Source organism: Nonomuraea sp. NPDC049709, assembly GCF_040674815.1.
Classification (GTDB): domain Bacteria; phylum Actinomycetota; class Actinomycetes; order Streptosporangiales; family Streptosporangiaceae; genus Nonomuraea.
In genome coordinates this window covers 34,195-49,880 of record NZ_JBFANM010000038.1, presented here as the reverse complement: position 1 = coordinate 49,880, position 15,686 = coordinate 34,195, and the positions used below count along the sequence as shown (strand labels likewise).

Annotated in this window: 17 protein-coding genes; 5 read left to right on the top strand and 12 right to left on the bottom strand. The window is 73.1% G+C overall.

The genetic code is table 11. The features are described from left to right. Window positions 1-33: 33 nt before the first annotated feature. Entirely contained in the window at window positions 34-1,800 is a 1,767-nt protein-coding gene (gene kstD / locus AB0J69_RS33575) for a 3-oxosteroid 1-dehydrogenase (protein WP_364125595.1), read from the bottom strand. A 153-nt stretch (window positions 1,801-1,953) separates the two neighbouring features. Here kstD and AB0J69_RS33570 point away from each other — a divergent pair, with 153 nt between their 5' ends. Then, window positions 1,954-2,328, top strand: coding sequence for a BlaI/MecI/CopY family transcriptional regulator (locus tag AB0J69_RS33570; protein WP_364125592.1), 375 nt, complete (start codon window positions 1,954-1,956; stop codon window positions 2,326-2,328). Window positions 2,329-2,446: 118 nt separating this feature from the next. Here AB0J69_RS33570 and AB0J69_RS33565 read toward each other — a convergent pair whose 3' ends face one another. From AB0J69_RS33565 to AB0J69_RS33540, 6 genes are all read right to left on the bottom strand, one after another. After that, the gene (locus AB0J69_RS33565) at window positions 2,447-3,742 is read right to left on the bottom strand and encodes a BtrH N-terminal domain-containing protein (RefSeq protein WP_364125589.1); all 1,296 of its coding nucleotides are present in this window, start codon (window positions 3,740-3,742) and stop codon (window positions 2,447-2,449) included. 213 nt (window positions 3,743-3,955) lie between these two features. Then, window positions 3,956-4,498 carry a dihydrofolate reductase family protein gene (locus tag AB0J69_RS33560; RefSeq protein ID WP_364125586.1) on the bottom strand — a complete coding sequence of 181 codons (543 nt, stop codon included), beginning with the start codon at window positions 4,496-4,498 and terminating at the stop codon, window positions 3,956-3,958. 101 nt (window positions 4,499-4,599) lie between these two features. Then, on the bottom strand, window positions 4,600-5,874 hold the full coding sequence (locus AB0J69_RS33555; RefSeq protein ID WP_364125584.1) for an erythromycin esterase family protein: 1,275 nt from the start codon (window positions 5,872-5,874) through the stop codon (window positions 4,600-4,602). 118 nt (window positions 5,875-5,992) lie between these two features. Then, window positions 5,993-6,724, bottom strand: a complete 732-nt coding sequence (locus AB0J69_RS33550) for a class I SAM-dependent methyltransferase (protein WP_364125581.1) — start codon at window positions 6,722-6,724, stop codon at window positions 5,993-5,995. Window positions 6,725-6,755: 31 nt separating this feature from the next. Continuing rightward, complete coding sequence (locus AB0J69_RS33545; protein ID WP_364125578.1) at window positions 6,756-7,433, bottom strand: response regulator transcription factor; 678 nt, start codon at window positions 7,431-7,433, stop codon at window positions 6,756-6,758. Further along, window positions 7,433-8,668 (bottom strand): sensor histidine kinase, encoded by a 1,236-nt coding sequence (locus AB0J69_RS33540; protein WP_364125576.1) that lies wholly within the window; start codon window positions 8,666-8,668, stop codon window positions 7,433-7,435. The genes AB0J69_RS33545 and AB0J69_RS33540 overlap by 1 nt, the downstream gene beginning before the upstream one ends. A gap of 147 nt (window positions 8,669-8,815) precedes the next feature. On the opposite strand from AB0J69_RS33540, the gene AB0J69_RS33535 reads away from it, so the two are divergent. Together AB0J69_RS33535 and AB0J69_RS33530 are read left to right on the top strand one after the other, a co-directional pair. Further along, on the top strand, window positions 8,816-9,469 hold the full coding sequence (locus tag AB0J69_RS33535; protein ID WP_364125573.1) for a hypothetical protein: 654 nt from the start codon (window positions 8,816-8,818) through the stop codon (window positions 9,467-9,469). Between the two features lie 178 nt (window positions 9,470-9,647). Further along, a complete protein-coding gene (locus AB0J69_RS33530) occupies window positions 9,648-11,144 on the top strand; it encodes an alkaline phosphatase PhoX (protein WP_364125570.1) in 1,497 nt (498 codons plus the stop codon). Between the two features lie 372 nt (window positions 11,145-11,516). On the opposite strand, the gene AB0J69_RS33525 is transcribed toward AB0J69_RS33530, so the two are convergent. Continuing rightward, entirely contained in the window at window positions 11,517-11,864 is a 348-nt protein-coding gene (locus tag AB0J69_RS33525) for a metalloregulator ArsR/SmtB family transcription factor (protein ID WP_364125568.1), read from the bottom strand. A 136-nt stretch (window positions 11,865-12,000) separates the two neighbouring features. Here AB0J69_RS33525 and AB0J69_RS33520 point away from each other — a divergent pair, with 136 nt between their 5' ends. Continuing rightward, window positions 12,001-12,153 (top strand): hypothetical protein, encoded by a 153-nt coding sequence (locus tag AB0J69_RS33520; protein ID WP_364125565.1) that lies wholly within the window; start codon window positions 12,001-12,003, stop codon window positions 12,151-12,153. 136 nt (window positions 12,154-12,289) lie between these two features. Further along, window positions 12,290-12,715, top strand: coding sequence for a hypothetical protein (locus AB0J69_RS33515; protein ID WP_364125563.1), 426 nt, complete (start codon window positions 12,290-12,292; stop codon window positions 12,713-12,715). 3 nt (window positions 12,716-12,718) lie between these two features. Here the strand turns inward: AB0J69_RS33515 and AB0J69_RS33510 are convergent, their stop codons facing one another. From AB0J69_RS33510 to AB0J69_RS33495, 4 genes are all read right to left on the bottom strand, one after another. Then, window positions 12,719-13,930: a cytochrome P450 gene (locus AB0J69_RS33510; RefSeq protein ID WP_364125561.1), complete on the bottom strand. Its 1,212-nt coding sequence runs from the start codon at window positions 13,928-13,930 to the stop codon at window positions 12,719-12,721. Continuing rightward, window positions 13,927-14,172: a ferredoxin gene (locus tag AB0J69_RS33505; protein ID WP_364125559.1), complete on the bottom strand. Its 246-nt coding sequence runs from the start codon at window positions 14,170-14,172 to the stop codon at window positions 13,927-13,929. The genes AB0J69_RS33510 and AB0J69_RS33505 overlap by 4 nt, the downstream gene beginning before the upstream one ends. Then, on the bottom strand, window positions 14,169-14,858 hold the full coding sequence (locus AB0J69_RS33500; RefSeq protein WP_364125557.1) for a TetR/AcrR family transcriptional regulator: 690 nt from the start codon (window positions 14,856-14,858) through the stop codon (window positions 14,169-14,171). Before AB0J69_RS33500 ends, AB0J69_RS33505 begins: the two co-directional genes overlap by 4 nt. Window positions 14,859-15,019: 161 nt before the next feature. Beyond that, complete coding sequence (locus tag AB0J69_RS33495; protein WP_364125554.1) at window positions 15,020-15,595, bottom strand: helix-turn-helix domain-containing protein; 576 nt, start codon at window positions 15,593-15,595, stop codon at window positions 15,020-15,022. Window positions 15,596-15,686 lie beyond the last annotated feature (91 nt).

Genomic DNA, 15,686 nt, shown 5'->3' with positions numbered 1-15,686 from the left:
TACTAGGAGGCCAGGTCCGAAGTCGTGTGGTTTTCAGGCGACGGGGGCGCCGGCCAGGTCGTTCGCGGCGACGTACCCGAAGGTCATGGCCGGTCCGAGGGTGGAGCCGGAGCCGGCGTAGCTGTGGCCCATGACGGCGCCACTGGCGTTCCCGGCCGCGTACAGGCCGGGGATCACCGAGCCGTCCGCCCGCAGGACGCGGGCGCGGGCATCGGTGCGCATGCCCCCCTTGGTGCCCAGGTCGCCGGGAACGATCTTGAAGGCGTAGAAGGGCGGCAGCCACAGGGGTGCCAGGCAGGGGTTGGGCTTGACGTACGGGTCGGCGTAGTAGCGGTCGTAGGCGCTGTCGCCGCGGTGGAAGTCGGCGTCCCGGCCCGCCAGCGCGAACCCGTTGAAGCGGGTGATCGTGGCGCGCAGGGCCGCCCTCGGCACCCCGATCCGGTCCGCGAGCTGCTCGATGGACCACGCGCGGTGCACGGCGCCGCTGTCGTACCAGGCGTCGGGGAAGGGCAGCAGCGGCGCGACGTCCTTGAACAGGTAGCGGTTGCGGTAGTTCTGGTCGACGATCAGCCAGGCGGGGATGTGCGGTGCGGACGGGGTGTTGCGGTCGTACATGGTGTGCACGATGTCGCTGTACGGCGCCCCCTCGTTGGCGAAGCGCACGCCGTTGCCGTTGACCATGACGCAGCCCGGCAGGGTGCGCTCGGCCAGGCAGAAGTACGGCTCGTCGGGCAACGGGATCACCGGCCCCCACCAGGCGTCGTCCATCAGGTCCAGCGCGGCGCCGGCCCGCTCGCCGGCCTCGATGCCGGCGCCGGTGTTCTCCTTGGCGCCGATCGTCCAGTCCGTGCCGATGGGCTGGCGCTGGAACTCGGCCCGCATCGCCGCGCTGTGCTCGAACCCGCCCGACCCCACGATCACCCCGTGCCGCGCCCTGACCAGGCCGGCGGACGTGACCACGCCCGCGACCCGGCCCGCCTCGACGTGCAGGTCGAGCAGGGGCGTGTTGAGCCACACCGGCACCCCGGCCGCGAGCAGCCCGGCCCGGAGCCCGCCGGCCAGCGCCTGCCCCATGGTGAGCGGCTGCTCCCCGCGCAGCGCCGCCTCGGTGCCCCGCAGCAGGCACGCGGCGGACACCTCGATCCCCTTCGGGTGGACCGCGCTGAGCGTCAGCCACTTGTAGTCGGCGCTGAAGACGACCATGCCGGCCGGGGTGGGGATGTACGGGGGGTTGAGGCGGGCGAGTTCGGCGCCGAGGACGCGGCCGTCGAGCTGGTCCGGCTCGATGGAGCGCCCGTCCGGCATCCCGCCGGGGAACTCGGGATAGTAGTCGGAGTAGCCCTGCATGAACCGGAACCGCAGCGGGCTGTTGCGCATGACGAACGAGATCATGGCCGGTCCGGCGGCGAGGAACGCCTGCTGCCGCTCGACCGGCACCGTGCCGCCCACGACGCGCGCGAGGTAGGCGGCGGCCTTGGCGGGCGTGTCCGGCACGCCGGCGGCGAGGATCACCTCGTTGCACGGGATCCAGATGCCCGCCCCCGACCGGGCCGCGGAGCCGCCGAAGGTGGGGGCCTTCTCCAGCACGACGGTACGCAGGCCCCGCTTGGCCGCGGTGAGCGCGGCGGTCATCCCCGCGGCCCCGGCCCCGACGACCACGACGTCGTAGTCGGCCTCGGCGTACGCCGGCGTCTGGCCGAGCGCCGCTCCGGTCACCAGGATCCCGCCCGCGACGAGCAGGGTGCGGCGGCTGTGCCCGGTGGCGGTCAGGCCCTCGGGGGCCGGCACGGCAGGTCCCATCGATCGATCCCCTCACCTCTGGGAGAGCCTGGTGGCCCCCTCGCCGTACCGAAGCATGCGCTTGGTTGGTTTCGGTGTCAACCGCATGTCCCGGCGGACGTCTACGATCGCCGGTAGCATTGGGCGCGGCGCGGTTGGAGGGAGGCCTGTCAGATGGCGCGCGGCCTGGGAGAGCTCGAGTCCACGATCATGGATCACCTGTGGGCCGTCAAGCAGCCCGCCTCGGTCAGGGACGTCCTGGAGCACCTGTGCCGGGAGCGCACCCTCGCGTACACGACGGTGATGACCGTGATGGACAAGCTCCACACGAAGGGCCTGCTCAAGCGCGAGGCGGTGGGCCGGGCCTACATCTACGAGGCGGTCTCGTCGAAGGAGGCGTACACCGCCGAGATGATGCGCGAGTCGCTGGCCGGGAGCGGCAACCGGGCGGCCACGCTGGTGCACTTCCTCGAACGGCTCACGCCCGAGGAGGCCGGTGCCCTGGAGGCGGCCCTGCGCGTCTACCCGCCCAAGGGCCACGCCTCCTAGCGGCACCGACCCTACGAGCAGCCGTAGTAGCCGCCCGTCCACCGGCGCGCCGCGAATTCAGCCGGATCGTGGCGGGCGGGCCGGCCCCGTGCCGGACGGCACGCCCGCCCCGTCCCCGTCAGGCCGTCAGTTCGGCCAGGCGGGCGACGGCCGCCCGTTCGGCCTCGTGGACGGCGCTCAGGCGGGTGCCGAGAGCCGCGAAGAGCGGGACCGGGTCGCCGGCCGCGGCGAGGGAGTCGTTGGCGGCGGCGCGGGCCGCCCACAGCTCGCGGGACGCCTGCGCGGCGGCCGGGTCGCCGGCGGTGCCGTCCGACATGACGCTCTCCTTGATCGCGGCGGTCAGCTCCCGGATCCGCGCGAACTCCGGCACCTCGGCGGGCAACGCCGCCTCCGCCAGGTCGTGCCAGAGCGCGTGGATCTCCCGGAACCGGCCGGCCAGCTCCGCCAGCGCGGGCCGCTCCAGCAGCGCGGCGGCCTCGTCCAGCGCGTCCGCGAACAGGTCGCGCAGGTTCCCGCCGTCCATGCCCACCGGCTCCGCCCCCTCCCAGACCGACAGCAGGGCGTCCGCCAGCCCCTGCCGGTCGGCGAAGACCTTCGGCCACGCCTTGGCGTTGCGGGTGTCGGTCAGCAGCCGGGCCCACTTGCGCCAGGCGGGCAGCGAGAAGGAGTCGGAGGCGGCCGACAGGTGCTCGGCGCAGTCGCGCAGCCCCTCGCGGGCGGCGCCCGCCAGGGCGGCCTCGTCCGGTTCGGCCTCGCCGAGCACGTGCAGCACGTTCCCGTACGAGCCGACCCGGGCCCGCGCGGCGTCGAAGCGCTCCTGGGGGATGTGGATCGGCGCCCGGCCCCGGTCGTCCAGGAACACCCCGTCCGCGTCGCGCCGGTAGGCGACCACCGGGTGGCCGCCGTGCCCGTCCAGGGAGGCGGGCAGGTGCCAGTAGCCCAGGTGGTAGCGGTCGGGCAGGACCACGCACGGCCGGCCGGCGTCCAGCTCCGCGGCCAGCCGCCGGCTCGCCGCGCGGACCCCGGACGTGCGGTGCTCCTCGTACGGCACCCCGAGGCGGCCGAGTGTCTTGGCCATCCAGCGGTCGTGGTACTGCCACTGGTTGCGGAAGCCCAGCGTCACGTGCCGGGACCCGTCGTGCTTGAACTCCCACAGGATGTACCCGGCACCGATGCCCCCGCCCGCCAGGAACACCAGCGGCTCGCTGACGACGGCGCCCTGGTTGAGCAGGACGGCGGCGATGGCGGCGCTGGACGGGTGCCGCCCGCCCGAGAAGCGCCACCCGCCGTCGGTGGCGGTCGCGGCGGCACCGACGGCGGGGCCGACGACGTGGTGGCGGGCCGTGGTGTAGCTCTCGCCCGTCTTGGCCATCCGCGCCCGGATGCGCGCCTTGAGCTGCTTCTTGCTGGTCATGTACGGCTCTTCCCGCGGCCATCGCCAGGGCCCGGCCCACGCCCGCGGCCCGTGGCGGCCGCGAAAGAACGCGGACCGGTCGGAGCGCGGCTCCCGAGGCGCCTGACGTCCCCTTTGCCCCCGCGTCGGGCGGGTCGCGTGGGGACCCGCTCTGGAGGTTCGGCGGGAGAGTGCCGCCGTGCAGCGGATATTAGTACACCGCCGCCGGTCGGCCTAGGGCTTGAGCCCGTAGGTGAGGACGATGATGCCCGACTTGAAGCGGGTCGTCTCCAGCAGGTCGAGGTGCGTGAGGTCCACCAGGCCGTCGAGCAGCCGGTCGCCGCCGCCGGCGATGGTGGGGAACATCCAGAAGTGGAACTCGTCGACCAGCCGGTTCTCGATCAGCGTGCGGTCGAGCGAGCCGGTGCCGAACTTCAGGATGTTCTCCCCCGGCTGCCGCTTCAGCTCGGCGACGGCGGCGGCGACGTCCCCCTGGATGAGGGTGCCGTTCCAGGCGTCGGCGTCCTTGAGCGTGGTGGAGGCGACGTACTTGGGCATGCTGTTGATCCGGTCCGTGTACGGGTCGCCGGAGCGGCCGGGCCAGACCTGGGCGAACCCCTCGTACGTCTCGCGGCCCAGCAGCAGCGCGTCGGCCCCGAACAGCAGCTTCGTGCCGTAGCCCTGGTGCTCCTCGTCCCAGTAGGGCGCACCCCAGACGTGCGGGTCACCGATGACGCCGTCCAGCGTGACGAACGTCGATTCGACGAGCTTCCTCATGATGATCTCCTTCTCGGTCGGCCTGGCTGATGGAATGTAGCCTGGCCCGGGCCGCTTACCGAATCCCGACGATGTTCTTAAGGGCTCTCAAGGCCGGGTCCTCAAGGCCGCGCGGGCAGGGGCGTACAGGGCGTGATCACCTGGCGGTGCACGATCACGTCGAACCACCGCGCCAGCGAGCCGCCGGACATGTACGAGCCCTGCGGCCGCGCCGGTTCGTAGGCCGCGTACCCGCGTACCTTCGCCGGCCCGCGCAGCCACGCGCGCACCGGCCCGGGGGCGTCGGCGCCCAGGTCCACCGCGTACTCGTCGAGGCCGGCGGCGCCGAAAACGCGGTTGGCGAAGCCGGGGTCCGGGCGCGGCACCGGCGCCGGGGCGGTGCCGCAGCCGCGCCCCGCGTTCAGCGTCCCGTGGTCGAACAGGACGCCGACGGACCGGTAGCGGTCGCCGTACCAGCGGCGCAGGTGGGAGCCGGCGCTGTCGAACGTGATCGCCTCCTCGCCCAGCGTCACCCGCAGGCGCGGCGCGGCGGCCGTGTGCGCGGAGGCCGCCCAGTAGGCCACCTTGTCGCCCGTGTAGCGCTGCCACCAGCGCAGGTTCTCAGCCGCGCGGCTGTCACGGTAGGCGTAGTTGTCCCGGAGGCTGAAACCCTCGTACCAGGACAGGATCTGCCGGGCGTGCTGCACGGCCAGCCGCTGCTGCCTGGTCCGGGGCAGGCGCGCGACCAGCTCGTACACCGCGCGGGCGTGGCGGATGTAGGAGCTCTTGTCGGTCACGTCCAGGTACCACATCAGGTTCTGGTGCGTGTCCTCGTGGCGGGGGCGGATGGGCTCCAGGTGCCGGCCCAGCTTGCCGAGCAGGGCGGGGGCGACCTTCGTCACGTAGGAGGAGACGGCGTCGTAGGCGAGGGAGCGGGTGGCGTAGTACTCCACGCCGACGAACCGGACCTTGTCGTCGTGGCCGGCGTTGTACGCGCGCAGCCAGGCCAGCACCTCGCGGACCTCGGCCGTCTGCCAGGTGGTCGTCAGCTCGCGCATCAGGGCGTCGAGGTCGCCCTCGCCGGTCAGGACGTAGCGGTTGACCCGTACGCCCGTCGTCCAGTCCTCCTCCCAGGCGATGGAGCGGAACCCCAGCTCGGTCACCAGGAGGCGCAGGGTGCGGAACTTGAGCGTGGACTCCTCGTGGGTGCCGTGGGACGACTCCCCCAGGCCGACGACGGTCGCGTCGCCGATCATCTCCCGGGTGACCTGCGGCCGGGCGTTCTGCCTGAGCCAGTCGACGACCTCCGGGTGGGCGGCCGGAGTGGCGGCAGGCGTGGCGGCCGGAATGGCGGCAGGGGTGGCGGCCAGGACGCCTGCCACGAATAGACGGAACATGGTGACCCCGTTCTGGGATGGGACGGTGAGCCCCCAGAATCCCCGCCGCACTCGGGGGCGCGCGTCCGCCGGGCGGCCCATCGCGGGCTGCGCCCGGCGGCGTAGGGGTTCTCCCCGATCAGTCCTCGGGGCGCCGGGCCAGGAACACGAACTCCCGGCCGGGCCGGTCCGGCGCGTCCCGTACCTCCTCCAGGGTGTAGCCGCCGGCCGACAGGTCCGCCTCGACCTCGTCGCGTTCGCGGAAGCGCAGCGTGGAGTCCGACGTGAGCACCTGCCCGTCGGAGGCGAACACCCACGTGCCGCGGAAGGTCACCAGCGGCCCGCTGACGTCGAGCAGGTCGTACCACCGCTCTACCCGGCCCAGCCCCGGCAGCTCGGCGACCTGGTACGTCGCCGCCCGGTTCCACTCCAGCCAGGCCCGCCTGGCCGGGTCGCGGGTCTCGAACACCAGGTGCCCGCCAGGCCGCAGCGACGCGCGCACGCCGGCCAGCGTGGCCCGCCAGTCCGCCGGCTCGACGATCGCCTGGGCCACGTTCGCGGTCATCGTGGCCAGGTCGGCCCGCACCGGCGGGAGCGCGGTGGCGTCGCCGTGGACCCAGCGCACGCGCTCGGCGCCCGGCTTGCCCCGCGCGACGTCGAGCGAGGCCGCGGCCGGGTCCACCGCCGTCACCTCGAGGCCGCGGCCGGCCAGCAGCAGCGCGAACGTGCCGGTGCCGCAGCCGACGTCGAGCACGCTGCGCGCGCCGAGCTCGGCGGCGATCGCGGCGTAGACCTCCAGATCGCCGCGGTCGGGGTCCAGCGGATCGTAGACGGCGGCCAGCCGGGGGTGCTCGAAGATCGCGTCAGCCATGCGGCCACGATACGCGCGGGCCTGATCCGGGTTACGGGTGAGGGTTCCGGGACACCCAGACCGCGAGCTGGGTGCGGTCGCGCAGGCCGAGCTTGCGCAGGCAGTTCGAGATGTGGTTCTTGGCGGTGCCCTCGGTGATGTGCAGCCGGCGCGCGATCTCCCTGTTGGCCGCGCCTGTGCCGATGAGCAGCGCGATCTCGTACTCGCGTGCGGACAGGCCGCACGGCGGCTCCACCGCGTCCGGCTCCCGCTCGGGGACGGGGGCGGTCGTCTCGCGCAGCACGCTGACGAGCCGCTCGGTCGCCGCCCCGCCCAGCACGGTCTCCCCCCGCGCGGCCCGCCTGATCGCGGCCACCAGCTCGTCCGGCGGCGTGTCCTTCAGCAGGTAGCCCTTCGCGCCCGCGCGGAGCCCGCCGAAGATGTAGTCGTCGTCGTCGAACGTGGTCAGGATCACCGGCGCGACCTCGGGGAACTCCGCCCGCAGCCGGGCGACCAGCGCCACGCCGTCCATCCCCGGCATGCGGGCGTCGACGAGGGCCACCTGCGGCCGCTCGCCGCCGGCGGCCCCGGCCAGCCAGCTCAGCGCCTCCTCGCCGCCGGCCGCGGTGGCGGCGACCTCGATGCCGGGCTCGATCTCCAGGAGCTTGCGCAGGCCCTCGCGCATGAGGATGTGGTCGTCCACCAGCAGGACGCGGATCACCGTCGCCATCACACCGGCACCGTCGCCTTGAGCGTGAACCCCTCGCCGCGGGCGCCGGCCACGTCCAGCTCCCCGCCCACGTCCCGCAGGCGTTCGCGCAGGCCGTGCAGCCCGAACCCGTGCTCGGTGGCCCCGGGCTCCGCGCCGGCGCCGTCGTCGGAGACCGTCACCTCCAGCCGCTCGGCCGTGCAGTCGAGCGCGACCTCGATGTGCCGGGCCCGGGAGTGGCGCAGCGCGTTCGTGAGCCCCTCCTGGACGACCCGGTAGCAGACCAGCGCGCGGTTCTCGTCCACGTCCGGCCAGGTGCCCGTCACCGTGAAGGCGACGCCGGTGTCCCCCGAGCCGAACGACTCGGTCAGTGCCCGCAGGGCGGCGGGTCCGGTGAGGCCGTCCATGCGCAGCGGCTTGAGCGCGCGTACCCAGCGGCGGGTGTCGGTCAGCGCCTCCCGGGTGAGGTCCTGCGCCTGGCTGACCTCGTCCCAGGCGGCCTCCGGGCGTACGGTGCGGTAGCGCCGGGCGTTCTCCAGGCCCACGTTGATGACGGTGAGGTAGTGGCCCACCGAGTCGTGCATGTCGCGCGCCATCCGCGCGCGCTCCTCGGCGACGGCCAGCTCGCGCGAGCGTGCCGCGTGCCGCCCCAGCTCGGCGTGGGCCCGCTCGAGGTCGGCCAGCAGGCGGCGGGTCTCCTCCGCCCGGCGCTGGGAGTCGAACATCGCGACCACGGCCACGAGGAGCACCAGGCACAGCAGCAGCATGACCGTGCCGTTGGCGACCGCCGCGAGCACGGACTGGCGGGGGTTGAGCAGCCCGACCACGACGTTGAGCAGGGCGGCGACGACGGCGTAGCCGAGGGCGCCGCGCAGCCCGAGCACGACCAGCGCGTTCGCGACCGCCAGCCCCACGATCAGCAGGGCCGCGGCCCCGCCCGCCGACATGAGCAGCAGCGTCACGGCCAGGAACGCCACGGTCACCGCCCTGCGCGCGAGCGGCGCCCCCGGCCGCCACGGCAGCAGCGTCCACAGGACGGCGCCGGGCAACAGGGCGGCGGTGCCCGCGTAGAGGAGCACCTGGTGCAGCAGCCGGCTGTCCGGCGGCAGGTCGCCCACGACCGGGAGGGCGCCGGCGAACACCGCGGCGCTGACGGCGACCGAGATCCAGAAGAAGAGCCCGAACACGAGGGGCGGGCGGCCGGCGGAGAACCCCACCCAGCCGGCCAGGTCCCGGATCGATCGCGCCTGTCGCATATCCGGGAGCATAACCATCCCGTTCCCGCAGGACAGCGTGCCGATGGTCATGTCCGTGAGCATGACCCGGGTCATGCTCACGGACATGACCGGTACGTGCCCCGCGCGGGATGTTCGGCCCTGATCGCGTAAATTTACGATCATCGCATGCGTACCGCAGAACGGCTCCGGGCACCGTGGCCCGGCATCATGGTGTCTTTGCTCAGCCTGGCCGCGATGATCGCGATCTCCTGGGCGGTGTGGGATTCGCTGCCCGAGCTCGTGACGACCCGGGAGGCCACCCCGCGCCGGGCCGGCGTCCGGGTGCCGAGGCTCATCCTGGCGGCGGCTCTGCCGGCGACCCTGGTGGTGATCGGCATCGTCATGGCGGGCGCGACCGCGGTCGCGGACCGGCTGCGCCCCCACCTCCCTCCGCTGCTCGTCGCGTCCCCGAGCCGGCAGACGAGGTCGATGAACGTCCTCTTCGTCCTGCTGCCGCCGTTCCTCACCGTTCTGCACGGCGGCCTGCTGCTGCGCACCGCCGGCCACGACGTCCCCCTGGAGCGGGGGATGGCCGTCGCGATCGGGCTCCTGCTGGCCGGCCTCGGCCTGGCCCTGCCCAGGATCAGTGCCCGGCTTCCCGTGCCGGGATGGGGGCGGGCGCAGCGCCTGGGCGGGCTGGCCATGACGGCGGTGGGCGCGGGGTGCGCCGCCGGAGCCCTGTTCCTGCCGCCGCTGCTGGTGTCCGTGGCCGCCGCGCTCGCCGCCGGGGTGATCCCCTCCCTCCCGGCGCTCGTCGCGCTGGCGCGTGCGCGCCGCTGACGTTCACTCGCCCGCACCCGCCCGCCCCGCCCGACCGCAGGCCGGGGGCGGGCCGGCCGGACGAACGGCATAAATGGGCCCTCTCTGCGCGCAAGACGCCGTTTACGCTTTCGTAAGCACTCGTTCATCCCATGCGACATATAGATGCATGTCTATAAGTCGTCCCGAGGGGAGCACCATGACCGAGCTTGATCGACGATCCTTCCTCGGCCGCGGCCTGGCCACCACCGGCGGTGTGCTGGCCAGCGGCGTCGCCATCCAGACGCTGGCCGCCCACGCGTCCTGGGCCGACGGCGGCCGTCCCGCCGCCGACCCCGGCGAGACGGGGTACGGCCCGCTGCGCCGCACCCCCTCCAGGAACACCGGCGAGGAACTGCTCGCCCTCCCCGCGGGCTTCTCGTACGTCGTGCTGGGCAGGACCGGCACCCCCATGACCGACGGCGTCGCCACCCCCATCGCCCACGACGGCATGGCCGCCTTCCCCGGCACCCACCGCCACACCGCCCGCCTGATCCGCAACCACGAGGTGCGCACCACCCCCGGCTCGCCGCTCGGCCGCGTGCACGTCGAGGGCTCGGAGCGCTACGACGAGCTGGGCGTGGCCGGCACCACCACCCTCGAGGTCGACTTACGCAGCGGTGAGGTGCTGCGCCACTTCGTCAGCCTCAACGGCACGATCATCAACTGCGCGGGCGGCCGGATGTTGCACGACCGGGGCTGGCTGACCTGCGAGGAGACGACCGCCGGCCCCGCGCAGGGCTGGCAGCGCAAGCACGGCTACATCTTCGAGGTGCCCTTGCAGGGCCCCCGGCCCGGCCACCCCGCGCCCTCCCAGCCGCTGACGGCGATGGGCCGCTTCTCCCACGAGGCCGTCGCGGTGGACCCGCGCACCGGGTACGTCTACGAGACCGAGGACGACTCCGGCAAGCCCGACGGCTTCTACCGCTTCCGCCCCCGCGACCCGCGTGACCTGGCCGAAGGCGGCGTGCTGGAGATGCTCAAGATCAAGGGCGTCGACGGCTACGACTGCCGCGAGGGCCAGACCATGGGCGCCCGCCTGCCGGTCGAGTGGGTGCGCATCGACGACCCCGACCCCGACCTCGAAGGCGGCGCCCCGACCTGCACCCAGCAGGGCCTGGCCAAGGGCGGCGCCAAGTTCAACCGCCTCGAAGGCTGCTGGTACGGCGACGGCAGCGTCTTCTTCAACTCCACCAGCGGCGGAGACGCCAAGAACGGCGACCCGCCCAACGCCGACGGCTACCTGGAGGGCTACGGCCAGGTCTGGCAGTACATCCCGGGCCGGCGGGACGGGGGCACGCTCGTGCTCGTGTACGAGTCGCCCGGCCGCAAGGAGCTGGACTCGCCGGACAACCTCACGTTCACCCCCCGGGGCGGCATCGTGCTGTGCGAGGACGACGCCGGCCCGGCCGACGCGGACCCGCACCCGCTGGCTCCGGGCCTGGTCAACGTCAACCGGCTGATCGGGCTGGACCCGCGGAGGGGGCAGCCGTTCGAGTTCGCGGTCAACATCGCCGACGACAGCGAGTTCGCGGGGGCGTGCTTCAGCCCGGACGGCTCGGTCCTGTTCGTCAACCAGCTCGGCGACACGGCCGCGCTGGACCCCCCGGGCCGTACGTACGCCATCCGCGGCCCCTGGCACCGCGGGCCGCTGTAACCGCGGCTGGACAACCCCCTCGGGGACAACAAAGATAGACGTGTGTCTATGAAAGAGGGGTTGCTGCCCCTCCTTCCCACCGGCGGATGCGCCGGCCCGCGACCGGGCCGGCCCATTCCCCGGACCACCGCCATCGCGTACGCCCGGCGCCTGCAGGCCGTGGCCGACCCCGTACGGCTGCGCCTGCTCAGCCTCGTGCTCGCCGGCCAGGACGGTGACTCCTGCGACTCCGAACGGCATCACCTGGAGATCCTGCGAGAGGCGAACCTGATCGAGCCGTGCGGCGGGAGCGCCCCGCTCGGCCATCGCGCCACGGCGGAAGGACGGGAGCTGTTCGCCCGCCTGATGGCCTGTCGCGACGCCACGCGGGAGTCAGGGGATCAGGCCGCGCAGGGCGTCGAGCCGCTCGGGAACGATCGAGTACCACGCCCACTTGCCGCGCTTCTCCCGCGTCAGTAGCCCGGCGTCGACGAGGATCTTCAGATGGTGGCTGACCGTGGGCTGCGTCAGCCCCAGCGGCGCGGTGAGATCGCAGACGCACGCCTCCCCCGCGGCGCTGCCGCTGATCATGCTGAGCAACTGGAGCCGGGTCGGATCCGCGACCGCCTTCAGCGCACCCGCGAGCCGCTCGGCCTCTGATCGTGCCAGCGGCTCGGGGACCATCTCGGGGTGGCAGTGTTCGTCGTCCTGATCGGTCAGCGTGATCTCGTCGGGCTGCACCGAGCCAGTTTAGATAGTGATCGACGGTGACGGATCCTGACCCCTTCACCGGCAAACTTCTGGTACGGGTGGGACACGTGCCCGTTTCGGCCCCGGCTGCCCGGCTATAACGCCCGCCAGGAGAAGGGAGACAGACATGTGTCTGAGCTGTGGCTGCGGGGAGCCCAACGACGATCACGGCAACGCCGCCAACATCACCGCGCAGGACCTGCAGAGCGCCGCCCAGGCGGCGGACATCAGCCCGCAGGAGGTGGTGGAGAACATCCAGTCCGGGGTGCGCACCGGCTGAGGACGCGGGACGGCCTCCTAACCTGACACCAGGTGAGCATTCTGTGGCGGGAAGTGGCACAACCCCCCGTCTTGCATGGGGGCACGGGGCGGACACTCGAGTCGAACACTCTTCGCCTGCCCGGGGGCGGTTCCTCGTGCGCGACGGGTTCGAATCCCGCGAATCCTGGCCCTTCGAATGCCTGCGCTGCCTGTACGTCTGGGAGGAGGACTACATCGTCCGCCACCTGTCCGACGATCACGGCAACGAGGTCGAGATCTGGCTCAGCTCCGGAGTGCCCGTGCAGCCGCCCTGGTCGGGGACGAGCTGCCCGGCGTGCGGCGCCTTCCATCTCACCTCGTTCCCGTCGGGTTACCTGGCGCGCCACCCGGAGCTCACGGCTGCGCCCGATCCGAAGCCGCTGGCCGAGGTGCCGATCATGCCGATCAAGGACATCGACCTGCCCGCCGGCCGTCCGCCGCTGCCGCGCCGCCTGCTGATCGCGGTCGGCCTGCCGGTGGTCGCGTTCGCAGGTTACGAGCTCTACCAGTACCTGCTGGCGCCCGCCCTGCACCACCACTAGGCCTCACCAGGTGACGGGCAGCTCGTAGACCCCGTAGACCTGGCCGTCGTGCTTGAAGGGGATCCGGTCCGGCTCGGTCGCCAGGGCCAGGGTGGGGATGCGCCGGTAGAGGGTGCCGTAGACGACCTGCAGCTCCACCCGGGCCAGGGGCTGGCCGAGGCACTGGTGGACGCCGAAGCCGAAGGCCACGTGGCGGCGGGCGTCGCGCCGCAGGTCCAGCGCGTCCGGGTCGGGGAAGACCCCGGGGTCGCGGTTGCCGATGTCGTTGGGCATGATCAGGCCCTCGCCCGCGCGGATGACCTGGCCGCCGATCTCGATGTCCGCCAGCGCCACCCGGCGGCGGCCGCTGTGGGTGATGTTGAGGTAGCGCAGCAGCTCCTCCACCGCCCCGGCGACCACCTGGGGGTCGTCGCTCTCCCGCAGCAGATCGAGCTGGCCGGGGTGGCGCAGCAGCGCCAGCGTGCCGAGCGCGATCATGTTCGCGGTGGTCTCGTGCCCGGCGATCAGCAGCAGCACCCCCATCTGGGCCGCCTCCGGACGCGTCAGCTCGCCGGCCTCGACCCGCGCGGCCACCTTCGACAGCAGGTCGTCGGCGGGCTCGGCGAGCTTCTCGCCCACCAGCCGGTCCAGGTACTCGAACAGGCGGCCGCCGGCGGCGGCCCGCTCCTCCGGGGTCACATTCCGCTTGATGATGGTCTTGCTGTTGTCCTGGAAGAAGTCATGGTCGGCGTACGGGACGCCGAGCAGCTCGCAGATCACCAGCGAGGGCACCGGCAGCGCGAACGCCTCGACCAGGTCCACCGGCTTCGGCCCGGCCAGCAGGTCGTCGATGAGCCCGTCCACGATCCGCTGGATGGCCGGGCGCATGGTCTCCACCCGCCGGACGGTGAACGCCCCCTGCACCATGCGGCGCAGCCGGGCGTGCTCGGGGTCGTCCATCAGGATGAAGCTGAGCGAGCCGCCGCCGGTGCGGGGCGTGGGGATCGGGTAGCCGGGCCGCGTGACGTCGGCGCTGACGTCCGGGTGGGCCAGCAGGGCCCGCTGCTCGGCGTACGTGGTCACGAACCACGGCGTGCTGCCGTCCCACAGCCGCACCCTGGCCAGCGGCCCGTCCTCCTGCAGGGCCTGCAGCGCCGGTGGCGGGTCGAACGGGCATCCCGCCGCCCTGACGCCCGGGAACTCGGGGATCGCGGCCTCGGCCGGGGTGCCGGTCACGCGTCCTCACCGGCCTCGTTCTCACTGGCCCCGATTTCACGCGCCTCGATCTCACTGGCCTCGATGGCACCGGCGGGGCAGACGGCCGCGGCCTCGCGGACCACTGCGTGCCGGTCCGCGGCCGGCTCCGGCTCCAGCAGGAGGACGATGCCGTCCTCCTCGCGCTGGTCGAACACGTCCGGCGCGAGCAGCACGCACTGGCCGGCGCCGCAACATTTTTCCTCGTCCACCGTGATCTTCATGACCGTGTTCCTCCCTGTTCGTCGCTGTTGCCGCCGGTCCCCGCGTCGCGCGTGACGGGGGCCGACCAGAGCGCGACGATCGCGTCGATGAGCCCGGTCGCGGCGTCGTGCCAGGTCGCGCGGGGTGTGGGCCGGCCCTCGGCGAGCGCGCGCTCGCGCTGGGCGCACATGTGGGCCATGAGCTGGGCGGCCATGTCCGCGCGCTCGGCGCGTACCTCGGCCGGCAGGTCGGGCAGGCATTGCCGCAGTCCCTCGACGATGCGCTGCAGCGTGGGCGAGGTCAACGCCTCCTCGGCCATGATCTGGCGGAGCCCGGGGTCGGTCATCACCTGGGCGCCGAAGCGGGCGTACCAGGTGGGGCTGCCCAGCTCCGCCAGGTGCCCGGTGAGCGGGCGCACGAGGCAGCCCACCCAGTCGCGGATCTCGGTGGAGTCGCCGGCCTCGGCCAGCATCCGGCGGCGCAGGAGCTCGACAGGCTCGGAGTGCTTGCGCACGATGGCGCGGACGAGGTCGGCCTTGGTGCCGAAGTGGTAGCCGACGGCGGCGTTGTTGCCCTGGCCGGCGGCCTCGCTGACCTGGCGGTTGGACACCGCGTACACGCCGCGCTCGGCGAACAGCCGCTCCGCGGCGGCCAGGATCTGCTCCCGCGTGGCGTTGACCCGCTCGCCGCGCCGCGTCTCACTCATGCCTTGACGAACCTTGACCCCTTTTAGTCGGATTGCGGCGAATTCAGCAAACCAAGCACGTCAGGCTAAGTCAAGCAACTGCTTTAAACTTTGCCGACGGTCGAGCGGCCCTTCGGCTGGGGTCGCGGCGCTCAGCCCCGCCGCGCCGCCGCCCCGTCGATTCAGCCCCGCCGCGCCGCCGCCCCGTCGATCCCCCGGCGGAGCAGGTCCCACAGCCGGCCGGCGGTCGCGACCCGCTCCGGTGCCGGGAGCTTCGACAGCAGGCTGGCCAGCATGCCGACGACCAGGACCAGGTCGTCGGCCGTCACGTCCGCGCGGACGCGGCCGGCGGCGCGCGCCTGCGGCAGCTTGCCCTCCAGCACCCGCGCCACCCGGTCACGCACCTCGATGATGCGCGGATCGGGCCGGTCCGGCACGCTCACCATCGTGATGAACGCGGTCGAGGCGATGGTCTGCTCGGTGATCACCGTCAGCACGTCGTCGAGGGTCGAGCCGGGCGTGGCGGCCAGCGCCTCCAGCTCGGCGACACTCTCCTCGAACACGGCCAGCGCGAGGCTGATGCGATCGGGGAAGTGCCGGTAGAGGCTGCCCTGCCCGACCCCGGCCTCCCGGGCGACCGTGCTGAGCGGCGCTTCGTAGCCGGCGGTGGCGAAGACCTCGCGAGCCGCCGCCATCAGCGCCGCACGGTTCTCGGCGGCGGCACTGGGTCCCCTGTTGGGTCGGCGCTCGGCAGGCATGGCGGCCATCGTACCAACCGGACAGCATTGTCCGGATGCCCCACCTGCACCGGGAGACACGCGGGCACCCCGGCTTTGAATGGTCATGCAG